15 protein-coding genes and 1 pseudogene are annotated in these 15,954 nt (G+C 46.1%); 11 read left to right on the top strand and 5 right to left on the bottom strand.

The annotated features are described in order from the left end of the window. Positions 1 to 46 precede the first annotated feature (46 nt). The 4 genes from FD971_RS07025 to FD971_RS07010 all read left to right on the top strand — a co-directional run bounded on the left by FD971_RS07025 (position 47) and on the right by FD971_RS07010 (position 4,084). Positions 47 to 1,285 carry an MFS transporter gene (locus FD971_RS07025; RefSeq protein ID WP_215333545.1) on the top strand — a complete coding sequence of 413 codons (1,239 nt, stop codon included), beginning with the start codon at positions 47 to 49 and terminating at the stop codon, positions 1,283 to 1,285. A 269-nt stretch (positions 1,286 to 1,554) separates the two neighbouring features. Then, positions 1,555 to 2,853: an isocitrate lyase gene (aceA, locus tag FD971_RS07020; RefSeq protein WP_215333544.1), complete on the top strand. Its 1,299-nt coding sequence runs from the start codon at positions 1,555 to 1,557 to the stop codon at positions 2,851 to 2,853. Positions 2,854 to 2,967: 114 nt separating this feature from the next. After that, entirely contained in the window at positions 2,968 to 3,408 is a 441-nt protein-coding gene (locus FD971_RS07015; protein ID WP_215333543.1) for an HIT family protein, read from the top strand. A gap of 43 nt (positions 3,409 to 3,451) precedes the next feature. Then, the gene (locus tag FD971_RS07010; protein WP_215333542.1) at positions 3,452 to 4,084 is read left to right on the top strand and encodes a hypothetical protein; all 633 of its coding nucleotides are present in this window, start codon (positions 3,452 to 3,454) and stop codon (positions 4,082 to 4,084) included. Between the two features lie 9 nt (positions 4,085 to 4,093). On the opposite strand, the gene FD971_RS07005 is transcribed toward FD971_RS07010, so the two are convergent. The 5 genes and pseudogenes from FD971_RS07005 to FD971_RS06985 all read right to left on the bottom strand — a co-directional run bounded on the left by FD971_RS07005 (position 4,094) and on the right by FD971_RS06985 (position 8,455). After that, on the bottom strand, positions 4,094 to 4,525 hold the full coding sequence (locus tag FD971_RS07005) for a DUF1841 family protein (protein ID WP_251368603.1): 432 nt from the start codon (positions 4,523 to 4,525) through the stop codon (positions 4,094 to 4,096). After that, the gene (gene nth, locus FD971_RS07000; protein WP_215335278.1) at positions 4,512 to 5,168 is read right to left on the bottom strand and encodes an endonuclease III; all 657 of its coding nucleotides are present in this window, start codon (positions 5,166 to 5,168) and stop codon (positions 4,512 to 4,514) included. Before nth ends, FD971_RS07005 begins: the two co-directional genes overlap by 14 nt. 2 nt (positions 5,169 to 5,170) lie before the next feature. After that, positions 5,171 to 5,860, bottom strand: a pseudogene (gene rsxB, locus FD971_RS06995) (electron transport complex subunit RsxB); the annotation flags it as partial. A gap of 54 nt (positions 5,861 to 5,914) precedes the next feature. Continuing rightward, entirely contained in the window at positions 5,915 to 7,213 is a 1,299-nt protein-coding gene (locus tag FD971_RS06990; protein WP_215333539.1) for a polyhydroxyalkanoate depolymerase, read from the bottom strand. Between the two features lie 42 nt (positions 7,214 to 7,255). After that, the gene (locus FD971_RS06985) at positions 7,256 to 8,455 is read right to left on the bottom strand and encodes an amino acid aminotransferase (RefSeq protein WP_215333538.1); all 1,200 of its coding nucleotides are present in this window, start codon (positions 8,453 to 8,455) and stop codon (positions 7,256 to 7,258) included. A gap of 182 nt (positions 8,456 to 8,637) precedes the next feature. Here FD971_RS06985 and uvrB point away from each other — a divergent pair, with 182 nt between their 5' ends. The 7 genes from uvrB (at position 8,638) to hscA (ending at position 15,937) form a co-directional block, all read left to right on the top strand. Further along, on the top strand, positions 8,638 to 10,791 hold the full coding sequence (gene uvrB / locus FD971_RS06980; RefSeq protein ID WP_251368711.1) for an excinuclease ABC subunit UvrB: 2,154 nt from the start codon (positions 8,638 to 8,640) through the stop codon (positions 10,789 to 10,791). Positions 10,792 to 10,894: 103 nt separating this feature from the next. Continuing rightward, on the top strand, positions 10,895 to 11,464 hold the full coding sequence (locus tag FD971_RS06975; RefSeq protein ID WP_215333537.1) for a Fe-S cluster assembly transcription factor: 570 nt from the start codon (positions 10,895 to 10,897) through the stop codon (positions 11,462 to 11,464). 43 nt (positions 11,465 to 11,507) lie between these two features. Continuing rightward, entirely contained in the window at positions 11,508 to 12,767 is a 1,260-nt protein-coding gene (locus tag FD971_RS06970) for an IscS subfamily cysteine desulfurase (protein ID WP_371743028.1), read from the top strand. 51 nt (positions 12,768 to 12,818) lie between these two features. Beyond that, positions 12,819 to 13,205: a Fe-S cluster assembly scaffold IscU gene (iscU, locus tag FD971_RS06965; protein ID WP_215333536.1), complete on the top strand. Its 387-nt coding sequence runs from the start codon at positions 12,819 to 12,821 to the stop codon at positions 13,203 to 13,205. Between the two features lie 18 nt (positions 13,206 to 13,223). After that, positions 13,224 to 13,547 (top strand): iron-sulfur cluster assembly protein IscA, encoded by a 324-nt coding sequence (gene iscA, locus FD971_RS06960; RefSeq protein WP_015421521.1) that lies wholly within the window; start codon positions 13,224 to 13,226, stop codon positions 13,545 to 13,547. Next, the gene (gene hscB / locus FD971_RS06955) at positions 13,525 to 14,052 is read left to right on the top strand and encodes a Fe-S protein assembly co-chaperone HscB (protein ID WP_215333535.1); all 528 of its coding nucleotides are present in this window, start codon (positions 13,525 to 13,527) and stop codon (positions 14,050 to 14,052) included. Before iscA ends, hscB begins: the two co-directional genes overlap by 23 nt. Positions 14,053 to 14,071: 19 nt before the next feature. Next, on the top strand, positions 14,072 to 15,937 hold the full coding sequence (gene hscA / locus FD971_RS06950) for a Fe-S protein assembly chaperone HscA (RefSeq protein WP_215333534.1): 1,866 nt from the start codon (positions 14,072 to 14,074) through the stop codon (positions 15,935 to 15,937). Positions 15,938 to 15,954 lie beyond the last annotated feature (17 nt).

Genomic DNA, 15,954 nt, shown 5'->3' with positions numbered 1-15,954 from the left:
CAAAGCAATATCAGCAGGAATTTTCCTGCGCCAGTAAACTCGGTACATGACTGACGACCTGAAAATGAGGCGCGCCAGTGATGTCCGGGCTGTTGGTCTTATTAGTCTGGCTCACGGCAGTTCCCATTTCTTTCATTTAATCCTGCCGCCCATGTTCCCATGGTTGAAGGCGGAGTTTGGGTTTAACTATGCTGAGCTAGGTCTGCTCATGACCATTTTCTTTGTGGTCTCCTGCATTGTTCAAGCAGCTTCTGGTTTTTTGGTGGATCGTATTGGGGCTCGCCCCGTGCTGTTTGCTGGAGTAGGCTTGCTTGCATTGGCAGCACTCACTTATTCTCAAAGTAATGGCTATGCCATGTTAGTTTTGGGCGCAGTAATAGCTGGATGTGGCAATGGCGTTTTCCACCCCGTTGATTACACGCTGATCAATCACAAAATTTCACCACCTAATTTGCCTTACGCATATTCCATTCATGGGGTAACAGGCTATATCGGTTGGGCGGCAGCGCCAGCCTTTATGGTGGCTGTGGCTACTATCGCTGATTGGCGTATTGCCTTTTTATCTGCTGCAGTGCTTGAAGCGTTGATCTTGTTGACTCTCTGGATTGGTAGGGCGCGCTTAATTGATGATGTTCATGCAAGGCGCGAGGAGTCACAGGCTAGTCATGCTCAAAGCAATCCTGGTGGCGCGCCAATGAGTACCTTTGGATTTTTGAAGTTACCGGTTGTATGGCTTTGCTGGATTTTCTTTTTCTTTAGCATGGCGGCAACTACAGGCTTGCAGTCATTTGCACCAACCGCGCTTTTTAAGATCTATGACATTGCCGTAAGTTCCGGTAATTACTACTTAACACTCATGTCTATGGGTGGTGCAGGAGGGATGCTTCTGGGTGGCTATCTTGCTACTAAGTTAAAAGTACCCGAGCGCATTATTACGATCTGCTTTACCGTCAATATCGTGATGGGTCTTATATTGGCCACTGGTTTAGTGCCCATCGAATTGATTGTGATTGCCTTTATTGTGATTGGGCTTGGCTTGGGTATTGCTGCTCCATCACGCGATTTAATGATTCGCTCTGCAACACCTTCGGGCTCATCGGGTAGGGTGTACGGCATTGTCTACTCCGGTATTGACTTAGGCGCGGCTTTAAGCCCGCTGGTGTTCGGAATCTTTTTGGATGTGGGCTTGCCCAAGCTCTTATTTATCGGTGTTGCCCTTCTTCAGCTCATGATTATTTTGACTGGATTTAAGGTGTCCGCTATTAGTGCCCCGAAGACTGCCTAAAGTCTTCCTGTCTTTTCATAATGTGAAAAGACATTCCCATACGCAAAATGCAGTGCACCATTCCAAGTTAGGGGTTCTCTCACTCCTTGGAGATTCATTTCATATTGCAAAATATATTTTTTAAGCTATTGAATTTATTGAACTAATTATTTTTAGTAAATACTGAAATAGTTCTTGCATGCATTTCCTAGGTGCTTAAACTCTTATATAAGACATAAGACTTGAATGTCCAAATATTTGAAGTACTTGTTTAACTTAGGGAGAAAAACATGGCAGATCGCAAAGCAGAAATCGCAGCACTACAAAAAGACTGGGATACCAATCCACGCTGGAAAGGTATTACTCGTGGTTACACAGCTGAGGACGTAGTACGTCTTCGTGGCTCATTAAAGATTGAGCACACTTTGGCTAAGCATGGTGCAGAGCGTCTTTGGGAATTGGTTAATAACGAGGCATACGTTAACTGTTTAGGTGCTTTGACTGGTGGGCAAGCAATGCAACAAGTTAAAGCTGGCGTACAAGCTATTTACTTGTCAGGTTGGCAAGTTGCTGCTGACGGGAACTCATACGCAGCCATGTATCCGGATCAATCTTTGTATCCAGTTGACTCGGTTCCTAAGATGGTTGAGCGTATTAACAACTCATTCCAGCGTGCTGATGAAATCCAAACTGCCAAAGGAATCAACAAAGGCGACGCTGGTTATATCGAGTATTTCGCTCCAATCGTTGCTGATGCTGAAGCTGGCTTCGGTGGCGTATTGAATGCATTTGAATTAAGCAAAGCATTGATCAAGCAGGGCGCTGCTGGCGTTCACTTCGAAGATCAACTTTCTTCTGTTAAGAAGTGTGGTCACTTGGGTGGCAAGGTATTGTTGCCAACTACTGAGTCTGTTCAGAAATTGATCTCTGCACGTTTAGCTGCTGACGTAATGGGTGTTCCAACAATCATCTTGGCTCGTACTGATGCTGAAGCTGCTGACTTGTTGACTTCTGATTACGATGCAAACGACAAGCCTTTCTTGACAGGCGAGCGTACAGCTGAAGGTTTCTACAAAACACGTAAGGGCTTGGATCAAGCGATCTCCCGTGGTTTGGCATACGCTGCATACGCTGATATGGTTTGGTGTGAAACAGGTACTCCTGATCTCGAGTTTGCTCGTCAGTTCGCTGAAGCAATTCGTGCGAAGTTCCCAGGCAAGATGTTGGCTTACAACTGCTCACCATCTTTCAACTGGAAGAAGAACTTGGATGATGCAACAATTGCCAAGTTCCAACGCGAATTAGGCGCAATGGGCTACAAGTATCAGTTCATCACATTGGCTGGTATCCACTCCATGTGGTACAACATGTTCGACTTAGCTCAAGACTACATGCAGCGCGGTATGACTGCTTATATCGAGAAAGTACAAGAGCCAGAATTCGCTGCTCGTGATCGTGGTTACACATTCGTATCGCATCAGCAAGAAGTTGGTACTGGTTACTTCGACGATGTAACTACTGTGATTCAGGGTGGCAAGTCTTCAGTAACAGCATTGACTGGTTCTACAGAAGAAGAGCAGTTCCACTAAGAAATCCCTAAGTAGTACGTAGTAGCAGCACAGTAAAAATCTATCATTACTGTCCCGGCATCTAAATTACCCCACAAGGGTGACTTAGATGCCGTTTTCGTTTACATTCTCCCCATGACCAATTGCGTACTTTGTAAAGACGAACTCAAACCCGAAGAGGGGCAGCTTATATGGCGTGGCGATGATTGCCGTGTCATCCTTGTTAATGACCCTGACTTACCTGGATTTTGCCGTGTGATTTGGAATCATCATGTCGCAGAAATGACTGATCTGAGCTATGGTGAGCGCGAACACGTGATGTCGCTAGTATTTGCGGTGGAGGAGGCGGTGCGACACGTGATGCACCCAGACAAAGTCAATATTGCCGCTCTGGGTAATATGGTTCCACATATTCATTGGCACGTGATTCCAAGATACAAAGATGATGCTTACTTTCCAGCTTCAGCTTGGTCGCAAAAGACGCAGCAAACTCCCGCAATGATTTTAGAGGCTAGAAAACAATTAGCCAAAGAGCTAGCGACTGCTATCAAGGCTGTCATTAGTTTGCTGTCTTAGTGCCCTACCAACTCAATTGGAACAATAAATGCTTAGCGATGATGTGAAAAAAATGATAGAGACTGAAGAACGTTTTCGTCATGAAGTCAAATTAAAACTTGAGTCTGAGCTTGGCTCAGTAAAAACAGGTTTAAATGATGTCAACGATGAAATCAAAGTGGTCGAGAAAAAATTTAGCGCGAAGTTAATGGAGTTTTTAAACTCAGCCGTTGGTATGTGGTTTTTATCGTCAGTTGTCATTACCGGCGGTGCCACTATGCTGCAACAAATCCAACATCATTATGAGGCTGAGCAAAAAAATAAAGAGCAATTACTAAAGTATCAATTTGAGATTGGCAATCGCATTCAAAATATGAAGTACTTTTTACGGCACGCTAAAACAGTTGGCGATGCCAAGACAGCTTTGGCTGCGGTATTTAAAAGCAAGTTTCCCTTAAGCCCCGATTTAGAAAATCAAAGCCTATCTGCACTTTACTTCAATTTGTACCAATTAATTGATGGTACAGAGAAAGATAAAAGCAAGCGCGCTACCGAGGTGGTATTAGATCTTGAGGATGCGGAGATTTCACTGCAATCTCAACAAAATGATCAGCCGTTAGAAGCTGCCGATAAAGAACGTTTGAACAAGTTGGTTGCCGCTATTGAAAATTTGCACATCAAGGGCATTGGCAAGTAATTCTATTTGCTATTTTAATTTCATTAGCGCCTCAAGATACTTCTCGGGACTCAGGGCCTGCCCCTCGCGTTGGGCTTCCCACATCACTTGCCCTAAGCATTCCATCATGGCGTGCTGTGCTTCATGCTCAGAGCCTAGTTTCTTTGCTAGCTTTTCGGCAATTGCCTTAATGCCTGGTGGTTGATCGATAGAAATTTGCTCGCTAATCGATAGATGCATCGATAAATGCAGAAATGGATTAGTTTCTCCGCGTTCTGGTGTGTAGTCTTGCGCTACCGCCCCTTCTGGATCAGATAGAAGGGCATGATATTCAGGGTGCTGGACCATCCAGTCGCCGGCAATCATTTCTATTGGCGTCAGGATATGCTCTTCTGTTTTTTTCTTCCAGGTGTCGCAAAAAAAGCGACGCACTTCTTCACGGGTGGGATTAAATAGTGCCACGAACTTTTCCTTTGCCAGTTTTTTGTTTAAAGCCACAGAGTGGTTCAACAATACATTGTTCACAATCGGGGTTGCGTGCCTTGCAGGTATATCTCCCATGCAAAATAAGCCAATGGTGAGCATCCATTAAAAACTCTTTTGGTACACGCTTCAGTAGTTGCTCTTCAACCTTCACTACATCTTTACCAGGTGCCAATCCAGTGCGATTGGAGACTCTGAAGATATGTGTATCAACTGCCATAGTGGGTTGGCCAAAAGCGGTATTGAGAATGACGTTTGCAGTTTTTCTGCCAACACCAGGTAGCGCTTCTAAGTCCTCACGATTTTGCGGCACTTCGCTGTGATGTTTTTCAATGAGTAGTCGGCAGGTCTCTTGAATATGCTTGCCTTTGGAGTTAAATAAGCCAATGTGCTGAATGAATGGCTTAACACCTTCTTCACCCAGCTCTAACAGTGCTTGAGGCGTATTGGCAATCTTAAATAACTGGCGAGTACCTTTGTTTACTGAAATATCAGTCGCTTGTGCTGATAGCAACACTGCAATGAGTAATTCAAATGGGGAGCTGTATTCCAACTCAGTTTCTGGGTGGGGATTGTTTTCCCTGAGTAATTCAAAAAAAGTCTGACGCTTTTCGAGATTCATCATTTCTTTTGCTGAGCTCTCGCAATGGCAGCGGCAATGATGGCGCGCTTTCTTTCTTGTTCTTTTAAAGCCGCTTCAGAATCTGGGCTCTCGGCGTTGACTGCTACTAATTTAGCGGCTGCTTTTTTTGCTAGCCGTTCATCATTGTCGCGTTGCTCACGATCGAGTCGGACATCGCGCGCTTCATAACGTGAGCGTGCCAGCTGAGCTAATTCCGGGGACCAAGCATCCCAGCCTGAATCATTGCCAGTGACATCAATCATGGTGATGCAATCTACAGGGCAGGGGGGTATGCAAAGATCGCAACCCGTGCACCAATTACTCAAGACCACGTGCATTTGCTTTGAGGCCCCCACAATCGCATCTACAGGACAAGCCTGAATACATAGGGTGCATCCAATGCATGTCTTAGGGTCGATCACTGAAACTGGTCTAGGGCGTTCTACGCCGCACTCAGGATCGATCGTAGGATGTAACTCAAAAGCATCTTGAGGGAAGATGGGCGCTAAGATGGCGCTAAGCCTTTGAATGCCCTCTACGCCTCCAGGAGGACAGCGATTGGGCAAGACCTCGCCCGTTGCCATTGCTTCTGCATAGGCGCGGCAATCAGGGTAGCTGCATTTAGTACATTGGGTTTGAGGTAGAGCATCCTCAAGACGATTAGCAAGCTCTTTCGTCTGCTTGATGTCCATTGCAATTGACGAGCCCTAAAACTAGAAGCGCGACCCTAAAGTCGCGCCGACAGTTTATGCAGCTTTCTTAGTTCCTAGCTTTGGGGGTCGAGCTTTTGTTTGCTTCCGAACACCTTGGTGCTCACGAATAAACGATTTAATTTTTGGATAGACCTTCTCACGCCAACGACGGCCAGAGAAGATGCCATAGTGACCGGCACCAGCAACTTCGTAATGGTCTTTATCGGTTTTTGGAATGCCAGCACATAATGCATGTGCTGAGCGGGTTTGTCCGCTACCAGAGATATCGTCCAGCTCACCTTCAACAGTGAGAAGTGCAGTCTTCTTAATATCTTGTGGCTTAACTAGATCGCCCGCAACTGTCCAAGTGCCATTTGGCAATGAATAATCTTGGAAAACAGTCTTGATGGTGTCTAAGTAAAACTTCGCATCCATATCAAGTACTGCGTTGTACTCATCATAAAAACGAATATGCGCTTCAGCATCCTGCTCATCGCCACGCACTAAGTTTTGGAAGTAATCCCAGTGTGACTGCAGGTGGTTCTGCGGGTTCATGGCAATAAAGCCAGTGTGTTGCAAGAAGCCTGGATATACCTTACGGCCAGCACCTGGGTAGCTTGGCGGTACTTTGTAAATTACATGACTTTCAAACCAATCGTAAGACTTTTGATCAGCCAAATTATTGACGGCAGTCGGTGATTTGCGTGCATCAATTGGGCCGCCCATCATGATCATGGAGGCTGGTGTTTTTTCTCCGGCAGAAGCCATCAAGGAGATTGCGCCCAATGTAGGAACTGTTGGTTGACATACGGAGATCACATGCAAATCATCTGCACCAATAGCGCGAATGAAATCTTGTACATAGTGAACATAGTCATCAAGACCAAAATCGCCAGCATCGGCTGGAACAATGCGTGCATCGATCCAGTCGGTAATGTAAACCTTGTGATCTTGCAAAAGGGTACGCACAGTGTCACGCAATAGCGTGGAGTGATGTCCAGATAGCGGAGCAACCACTAAAACCACTGGATCATCTTTGAGTTTCTTGATGACATCAAGATCATCAGAGAAGCGCTTGAAGCGAATCAGATTACAAAATGGCTTGGCTACGATAGTTCTTTCATGAATTGCTACTTCGCGACCATGCGCTTGTACAGAGCGAATGCCAAATTCTGGTTTTTTATAGTCTTTACCTAGGCGGTATAAAAGCTCATAGCTAGCAGCTAAGCGATCTGAACCTGGAACCTTTGATGCAGGGTTGGAAGCATTAATAAATGCTTCTGATGCTGCTCGAGCCCATGAGCTTACTGGTTGAAGTAAAGCTTTTTGAAATTCATGTAACTGATATAGCATGTTGCCTCCTGATAATGCAGTGTAACCGGTTATTACGGGCTTTTACGCCAATACGCGGGCTATTGCTTGAGCTACCTTATCAATATTTTTAGTATTGAGGGCAGCCACACAAATACGGCCGGTAGAGAGGGCATAAATGCCATCTTCCTTTTGTAAACGATCTACTTGCTCAGCACTTAAGCCTGAGTAAGAGAACATGCCACGCTGAGCTTCAATAAAAGCAAAGTCTTGCTTTACGCCAGCCGCAGCGAGTTTTTGTACCAGTCCTTGACGCATTGCTTTAATACGATCACGCATCTCAGCCAATTCATCTTCCCAAAGCTTTCTCAGTTCTGGTGAATTCAGAACGGCAGCTGCAATCGCAGCGCCATGAGTTGGAGGATTGGAATAGTTAGTGCGAATTACGCGCTTTAATTGAGATAGCACGCGAGTAGATTCATCTTTGCTTTGTGTCACGATGGACAAAGCACCAACGCGCTCACCATAGAGTGAGAATGATTTTGAGAATGAACTCGATACAAAGAAAGACATGCCAGACTCAGCAAACAAGCGCACTGCAATGCCGTCTTGTTCAATACCAGCAGCAAAGCCTTGGTAAGCCATATCTAAAAAAGGAATCAATTGTTTTGCTTTGCAGATCTCAATCACTTGACGCCACTGCGCTTCGGTAATATCAGCACCGGTTGGGTTGTGACAGCAAGCATGCAATAAGACAGTGGTGAACTTAGGGAAAGACTCCAAAGACTTCACCATGCCATCAAAATCAACGCCACGCGTTTTACCGTCGAAGTAGGTGTACTCAACAACTTCAAATCCTGCGGATTCAAAAATACCGCGGTGGTTTTCCCAGGTAGGGTTGCTAATTGCGCAGGGGGCATTCAAATTAAGACGCTTAATAAAGTCTGCACCAACGCGCAACGCACCAGTTCCACCAAGGCATTCTGCTGTTACAACGCGACCATCTTTAATGAGGGAAGAGTCAGCTCCAAACAATAGGTTCTGTACTGCACTGTTATAAGGGTTAGGGCCTTCAATTGGAATGTAGCTACGTGGTGAATGCTTTGCAACGATCGCCTCCTCCGCTTTGATAACCGCTTTCAACAGTGGCACCTTGCCTTCGTCGGTGTAATACACGCCAACACCTAAGTTGACCTTGTCAGCACGTTGATCGGCGACATAGGCTTCTGTAAGGCCAAAAATAGGGTCTTTAGGGGCTAGCTGGACTGAAGTAAAAAGGTTCATTTGAGGGTCAAAAATGGGTGGTAAAAGTGTTTAAAGTGGGTATTTCAGGGTTAATTGACGTTAAATTCAGTTAAATTTACTTTAAATGACTGTTTTTGAAGCTAGATTCAACTATTTCCAAATAAAAACGGCAAAATCAACGTTTGTACAAAATTCACTGTGAACTAAAAGTCACAGGTGAAATGATAGCTGAGATGCCCCCTAAGTTGCCTAAAACTTCCTCAAATTCCAAAGTCGCTGACAGTAAGAAAACCCCCGTAGCCGATCCTTTGGGTGAGGTAGGTCACGATCTAGATCCAGCCAAGTTCGTTTCCTTCCCAGATTCGCCATTTCAGCTCTATCAGCCATTTCCGCCAGCTGGGGACCAGCCGGCCGCAATTGATGCTTTGGTAGCTGGAATTGAGGATGGATTGACCTTTCAGACGCTTTTGGGAGTGACAGGCTCAGGTAAAACTTTCACGATGGCCAATGTGATTGCGCGAACAGGTCGCCCAGCCATCATTTTTGCCCCAAATAAGACCTTGGCTGCTCAGCTCTATAGTGAATTTCGGGAGTTTTTCCCAAAAAATGCGGTGGAGTACTTCGTGAGTTACTACGACTACTACCAGCCAGAGGCCTACGTCCCCACGCGTGATTTGTTTATTGAAAAAGATTCATCGATCAACGAACACATTGAGCAAATGCGACTGTCTGCCACTAAGAGTTTGTTGGAGCGACGTGACGTCATCATCGTCGCAACTGTCTCCGCAATTTACGGTATCGGCAATCCAGGCGACTATCACAGCATGGTGATGACTTTGCGTCCCGGCGACAAGGTGAGTCAGCGCGATATTTTGATGCGTTTAATTGCAATGCAGTACGACCGCAATGAAACTGATTTTAAGCGCGGTGTTTTTAGGGTGCGTGGCGACACAATTGATATTTTCCCGGCTGAGCATAATGAATTAGCTGTACGCGTTGAGCTCTTTGATGACGTGATTGAGAGTTTGCAATTCTTTGATCCACTCACTGGAAGAATTCGTCAGAAGATTCCACGCTTTACTGTTTATCCAAGCTCACATTACGTGACGCCGCGCGACACCGTACTCAAAGCGATTGAGACGATTAAAGCGGAGTTGCGTATTCGCTTAGATGAATTCGTAAAAGACGGCAAGCTAGTAGAGGCGCAGCGCTTAGAGCAGCGTACGCGCTTTGATTTAGAGATGCTCAATGAATTGGGTTTTTGCAAGGGCATTGAGAATTACTCCCGCCATCTCTCTGGCGCAATGCCCGGTGAGGCTCCGCCTACCCTGGTGGATTACCTGCCGAATGATGCCTTGATGTTCTTGGACGAGAGCCATGTACTCATCGGGCAACTCAATGCCATGTACAACGGCGATAAGTCTCGCAAACATACCTTGGTGGAGTTTGGTTTCCGCTTACCGTCTGCAATGGATAACCGACCACTCAAGTTCACTGAGTTTGAAACGAAGATGCGTCAAACCGTTTTTGTTTCTGCAACTCCTGCGGATTACGAAAATACGCACACTGGACAAGTAGTGGAGCAAGTCGCCAGACCAACGGGCTTAGTTGATCCAGAAATTGAAGTATTGCCAGCAAGCACTCAAGTGGATGATTTGCTCAATCAGATTCATGAGCGAGTCAAAGTGCATGAGCGCGTTTTGGTGACAGTGCTCACCAAGCGGATGGCTGAGCAATTGACCGATTACTTGTCTGATAACGGTGTAAAAGTGCGTTATGTGCACTCTGATATTGATACGGTAGAGCGTGTAGAAATTCTGCGCGACTTACGCTTGGGTGTCTTTGATGTATTGGTGGGGATTAATTTATTGCGTGAGGGTTTGGATATTCCAGAGGTCTCACTTGTGGCGATTTTGGATGCGGACAAAGAAGGCTTCTTACGCTCTGAGCGCAGTCTGATTCAGACGATTGGTAGGGCGGCGCGCAACGTCAAAGGCAAGGCAATTTTGTATGCCGATCGCATTACTGACTCTATGAAGCGGGCGATGGGAGAGACCGAGCGTCGCCGAACCAAACAAATTGCCTTTAATAAGGCTAACGGGATTGAGCCTCGAGGTGTCCAAAAGCGTATTAAAGACATTATTGATGGGGTCTATGACGTTAAAGAGAAGCGCTCTGAGATGCAGGTAGAGCAGGAGCGGGCTCGCTATGAGGATATGAGCGAAAAGGACCTGGCGGGTGAAATCAAGCGTTTGGAGAAGCAAATGAACTCTGAGGCTAAGAATTTAGAGTTTGAAAAGGCTGCAGCCACCCGCGATCGCCTGACGAAGGTGAAGGAAATGGCCTTTGGGGCGCGATCTAGGGATGCTGTTTAATCCTGAGCAGATTAGTGGGGTATATGGTAAAGTTGAGTGGAATGGTCGGGTATTACCCGCCCGACTGTTAGCTGTCCATAACAATCCATTACCAAGGTGACATATGAGACTTACAACCAAAGGCCGTTTCGCAGTAACCGCAATGATCGATTTAGCCCTGCGTGAGACGCATGGGCCTGTAACTTTGGCCGGAATTAGCCAAAGACAGAAGATTTCCTTGTCTTATTTAGAGCAGTTGTTCGGCAAATTGCGCCGTTTCAATATTGTTGATAGCACTCGTGGTCCTGGTGGTGGTTACACCCTGGCCCGCAAGTCCGAAGAAATTAGCGTGGCTGACATCATTGTGGCCGTGGATGAGCCTTTAGATGCGACCCAATGTGGTGGCAAAGGCAATTGCCATAGTGATGAAGAAAACCATGGTCGCTGTATGACGCATGACCTATGGTCAAACCTGAATGCCAAGATGGTGGAGTACCTCAGTTCCGTGTCATTGCGTGACTTGGTGCAACAGCAATCTGGACGCGGAATCGTATTGCACGATTTGCGACCTAAGAAAATGAAGACTGAAAGTGTCAAGGCAGAAAAGCCGGCATCCGCAGTTGCAGCAGTAAAAGAAGCCGCCCCTAAGCGGCCTCTTGTGAATTCTGTTTTTAATTTGGCTCAACAAAGTTAATCCAAAAGATTAACTTCTTAACCTACTAATTGATAAGTAAAAAATGAACGCACCACAAGACATTCCTCAGCAGTCAGTACCGATGTTTAGTCCAAAGCACTTCCCGGTGTATATGGATTACTCAGCTACTACGCCGATTGATCCACGTGTAGTGGACAAGATGTTGCCTTATTTGCGTGAGCAGTTTGGTAATGCCGCATCACGTAGTCATGCCTATGGCTGGGCTGCAGAAGAAGCGGTTGAGTGGGCGCGTTCAGAAGTAGCTCAGTTAGTACATGCCGATCCAAGAGAGATCGTATTTACTAGTGGCGCTACTGAAAGTATTAACTTAGCAATTAAAGGTGCTGCGCACTTTTACAAAGACCGCGGCAATCACATCATTACCGTAAAGACTGAGCACAAAGCTACTCTAGATACTTGTCGTGAGCTCGAGCGCGAAGGTTATGAAGTTACTTACTTAGATGTTTTGCCGGACGGCTTAATTGATTTTGCTCAGCTTGAAGCAGCTATGAAGCCCGGTACGATTGTGGCTTCAGTGATGTATGTGAATAACGAGATTGGTGTAGTGCAAGATATTCCGCGCATTGGCGAGTTGTGCCGTTCCCGTGGCGTGATTTTGCATGTCGATGCAGCGCAGGCTACTGGCAAAGTAGAAATCGACTTAGAGAAAACTAAAGTCGATTTAATGAGCTTTTCTGCTCATAAAACGTATGGCCCAAAAGGGATTGGCGCATTGTTTGTTCGTCGTAAACCCCGCATCCGTATTGAGGCGCAGATTCATGGTGGTGGTCATGAGCGCGGTATGCGTTCAGGTACCTTAGCGGTTCATCAAATCGTGGGTATGGGTGAAGCCTTCCGCATTGCCCGTGTGGAGATGATTGAAGAGAACGCGCGTATTCGTGCATTGCGTGATCGCTTGCTAACGGGCTTGAAAGATATTGAAGAAGTCTATGTCAACGGTGACATGGATCAGCGCGTGCCGCACAACCTGAACATCAGCTTTAACTATGTTGAAGGTGAATCAATGTTGATGGCATTAAAAGATTTGGCCATCTCCTCTGGTTCTGCTTGTACTTCGGCATCCTTAGAGCCTTCCTATGTCTTACGTGCACTAGGTCGTAATGATGAATTGGCCCATAGCTCAATTCGCTTTACCTTGGGACGTTTTACTACCGAGCAAGAAGTGGATTTCACAATCAAATTGGTGAAAGAGAAGATTGCAAAGTTACGCGAACTTTCACCGCTCTGGGAAATGTTTAAAGATGGTATTGATCTGAGCACCATCCAGTGGGCAGCTCACTAAGCAGCATTGACGATATTAAAAGTAAGTTAAAAGAAATAACGAGGAAACACCATGGCATATAGCGACAAAGTAATTGATCATTATGAAAACCCCCGTAACGTGGGCTCTTTTGAAAAGGGCGATGACCAGGTAGGCACTGGTATGGTTGGTGCACCTGCGTGCGGCGACGTGATGAAACTACAAATCCGTGTAAATGATCAGGGCGTAATTGAAGATGCCAAGTTCAAGACCTATGGTTGTGGCTCTGCTATTGCATCATCCTCTTTAGTAACCGAGTGGGTTAAAGGTAAAACTTTGGATCAAGCTTTAGAGATTAAGAACTCTTTAATTGCAGAAGAGTTGGCTTTGCCGCCTGTAAAAATTCACTGTTCAATCTTGGCTGAAGATGCCATTAAGGCAGCAGTGGCCGATTACAAAGAAAAGCATCCTGCCAAGTAAAGATAAAGAGGCTTCATCATGGCAATTACCTTAACCGACAAAGCGGCAAAACATGTTCAGCGCAATCTAGATAAGCGCGGAAAAGGCTGTGGCTTGCGCTTGGGTGTTCGTACTACTGGTTGTTCTGGCTTAGCTTATCAACTGGAATACGTAGATGAAGCTGCACCTGAAGATACGCAGTTTGAATCCAATGGCATTACTATTTTTGTTGATCCTAAGAGCTTGGCCTACTTAGATGGCACTGAATTGGATTTTGTGCGTGAAGGCTTGAATGAGGGCTTTAAGTTCCAAAATCCGAATGTAAAAGACGAGTGTGGTTGTGGTGAATCCTTCCGCGTCTGACGATTACTTTCGTTTCTTTGGTTTTGAGCACAAATTCAACCTGGATTTGTCTGCATTAGATCAGGCTTATCTAGCAATTCAAAAAGAAGTGCATCCAGATCGCCATGCTCGTGGCAGCGATACCGAACAACGACTGGCCATGCAAATGGCTACCTTAGCTAACACTGCTTTTCAAACTCTGAAGAATCCCATTCAACGCGGACTCTATCTTTGCCAGCTCCATGGAGTAGATGCTCGTCTAGAGACGAACACTGCAATGCCGGCAGCTTTTTTAATGAAGCAAATGGAATGGCGCGAGAGTCTTGAAGATCAAGATGAGGATCTCGGGGCCCTGGAGGCTTTGGCTGAAGAGGTTGAGCAATCTAAGCGCGATACCTTGGCTGAAATTACACAAGCGATTGATGGCGCAAAGAATTATGAGCGCGCTGCTGAGTTGCTGAGAGGCCTGCTGTTTATTGATAAGTTTGCACTTGAGTTAGATGATGCTATCTCAGTCTTGGTATAGCTTTACACTCTAGTCCCCCATGGCCTTATTACAAATCTCCGAACCTGGTAAATCCCTTGCTCCGCATCAACGTCGGATTGCAGTGGGTATTGATCTAGGTACTACCAATTCCTTGGTGGCGATTGTTCGGGATGCTTTACCTAAAGTGCTTCCTGATTCAGAAGGGCGAGAATTACTCCCCTCAGTAGTGCGTTACTTGCCCAATGGCAGAACCCAAGCTGGCTTTGAGGCAATCGAAAGTATTGTTTCTGATCCTAAGAACACAATTGTTTCTGTAAAGCGGTTTATGGGTCGCGGCATTGTCGATGTAGAAAACATCGAGAGCACGCCTTACGATTTTGTTGATGAGCCGGGCATGCTCAAGTTAAGAACAGTAGCTGGCGATAAGAGTCCCATTGAAGTATCTGCAGAAATTTTGGCGCGTTTGCGTCAATTGGCTGAAGACTCGGTAAATGATGACATCGTTGGCGCGGTGATTACTGTGCCGGCCTATTTTGATGACGCTCAACGCCAAGCAACTAAAGATGCTGCCAAACTTGCTGGCATCGAAGTATTACGTTTGCTCAATGAGCCTACTGCTGCAGCCATTGCTTACGGTCTAGACAATGCGTCAGAGGGTATCTACGCGGTCTATGACCTTGGTGGTGGCACATTTGATATCTCCATCCTACGCATGAGTAGAGGTGTGTTTGAGGTGCTCTCAACTGGTGGTGATTCTGCTTTAGGCGGCGATGATTTTGATCATCGACTGTATTGCTGGGTTATCGAGCAGGCTAAGTTGCCCCCACTATCAATTCAGGATCATCGAAAGCTATTGCTTTCTTGCAAACATGCAAAAGAGCAGCTCAGTCACAACCCATTAGCCCGTGTTCATGAAACGCTTGCCGATGGCACAGTGGTCAATGTGGGCATTAGTCAGGCTCAGTTCTTTGAGATTACTCAGAACCTCATCAGTAAAACACTAACAGCGGTAAAGAAAGCTTTGCGTGACGCCGGTCTCAAGGCTGATGAGATTAAAGGCGTAGTCATGGTGGGCGGAGCAACCCGTATGCCCCATGTCCAACGTGCCGTTGGCGAATTATTCGGTACCAAACCTTTAAACAATCTCAACCCAGATCAAGTGGTTGCTTTAGGTGCTGCTATGCAAGCGGATTTGCTTGCTGGCAATCAAAGTAAAGATGATGAGTGGCTCCTATTAGATGTCATTCCACTTTCGCTTGGTATTGAAACTATGGGTGGCTTAGTGGAAAAAATTATTCCACGCAATACGCCGATTCCGGTTGCACGTGCGCAGGATTTCACGACCTTTAAAGATGGTCAAACCGCTTTAGCAATTCAGGTAGTACAGGGCGAGCGTGAGCTAGCGCAAGATTGTCGCTCACTAGGTAAGTTTGAGTTGCGTGGTATTCCGCCAATGGCTGCTGGCGCTGCCCGTATTCGGGTGACATTCCAAGTCGATGCCGATGGCCTGCTATCAGTCAGTGCAATGGAGCAGGGCTCTGGTGTACAAGCCTCAATTGATATCAAGCCTTCTTATGGTTTAACGGATGCTGAGATTGCGCGTATGTTGCAAGATGGATTTGCTTCGGCCAAGGTGGATCTACTGGCGAGATCCTTGCGTGAAGAGCAGGTCAATGCTCAGCGTTTACTGGATGCCGTTCAAACTGCCTTGAATGCTGACCGTGGATTGTTAAATCCTCAAGAACAGGCTGCTGTCGATCATGAGATGGCTACTTTGCAAAAGATCCTGACAGAAGAGACAGATAGCGACATTCTTCGTAAGGCAGTAGACCATGCAGCTAAGGCTACCGATGAGTTTGCTCAAAAGCGGATGAACGCCAGCATTCAGAAGGCTTTGGCTGGTAAGAATGTGGCAGAAATTTAATAAAAGAAAATTACCAA

The organism is Polynucleobacter sp. AP-Ainpum-60-G11 (genome assembly GCF_018688375.1).
GTDB lineage: Bacteria > Pseudomonadota > Gammaproteobacteria > Burkholderiales > Burkholderiaceae > Polynucleobacter.
The sequence above is the reverse complement of the archived record's forward strand: the minus strand, read 5'-3'. Positions and strand labels throughout refer to the sequence as shown.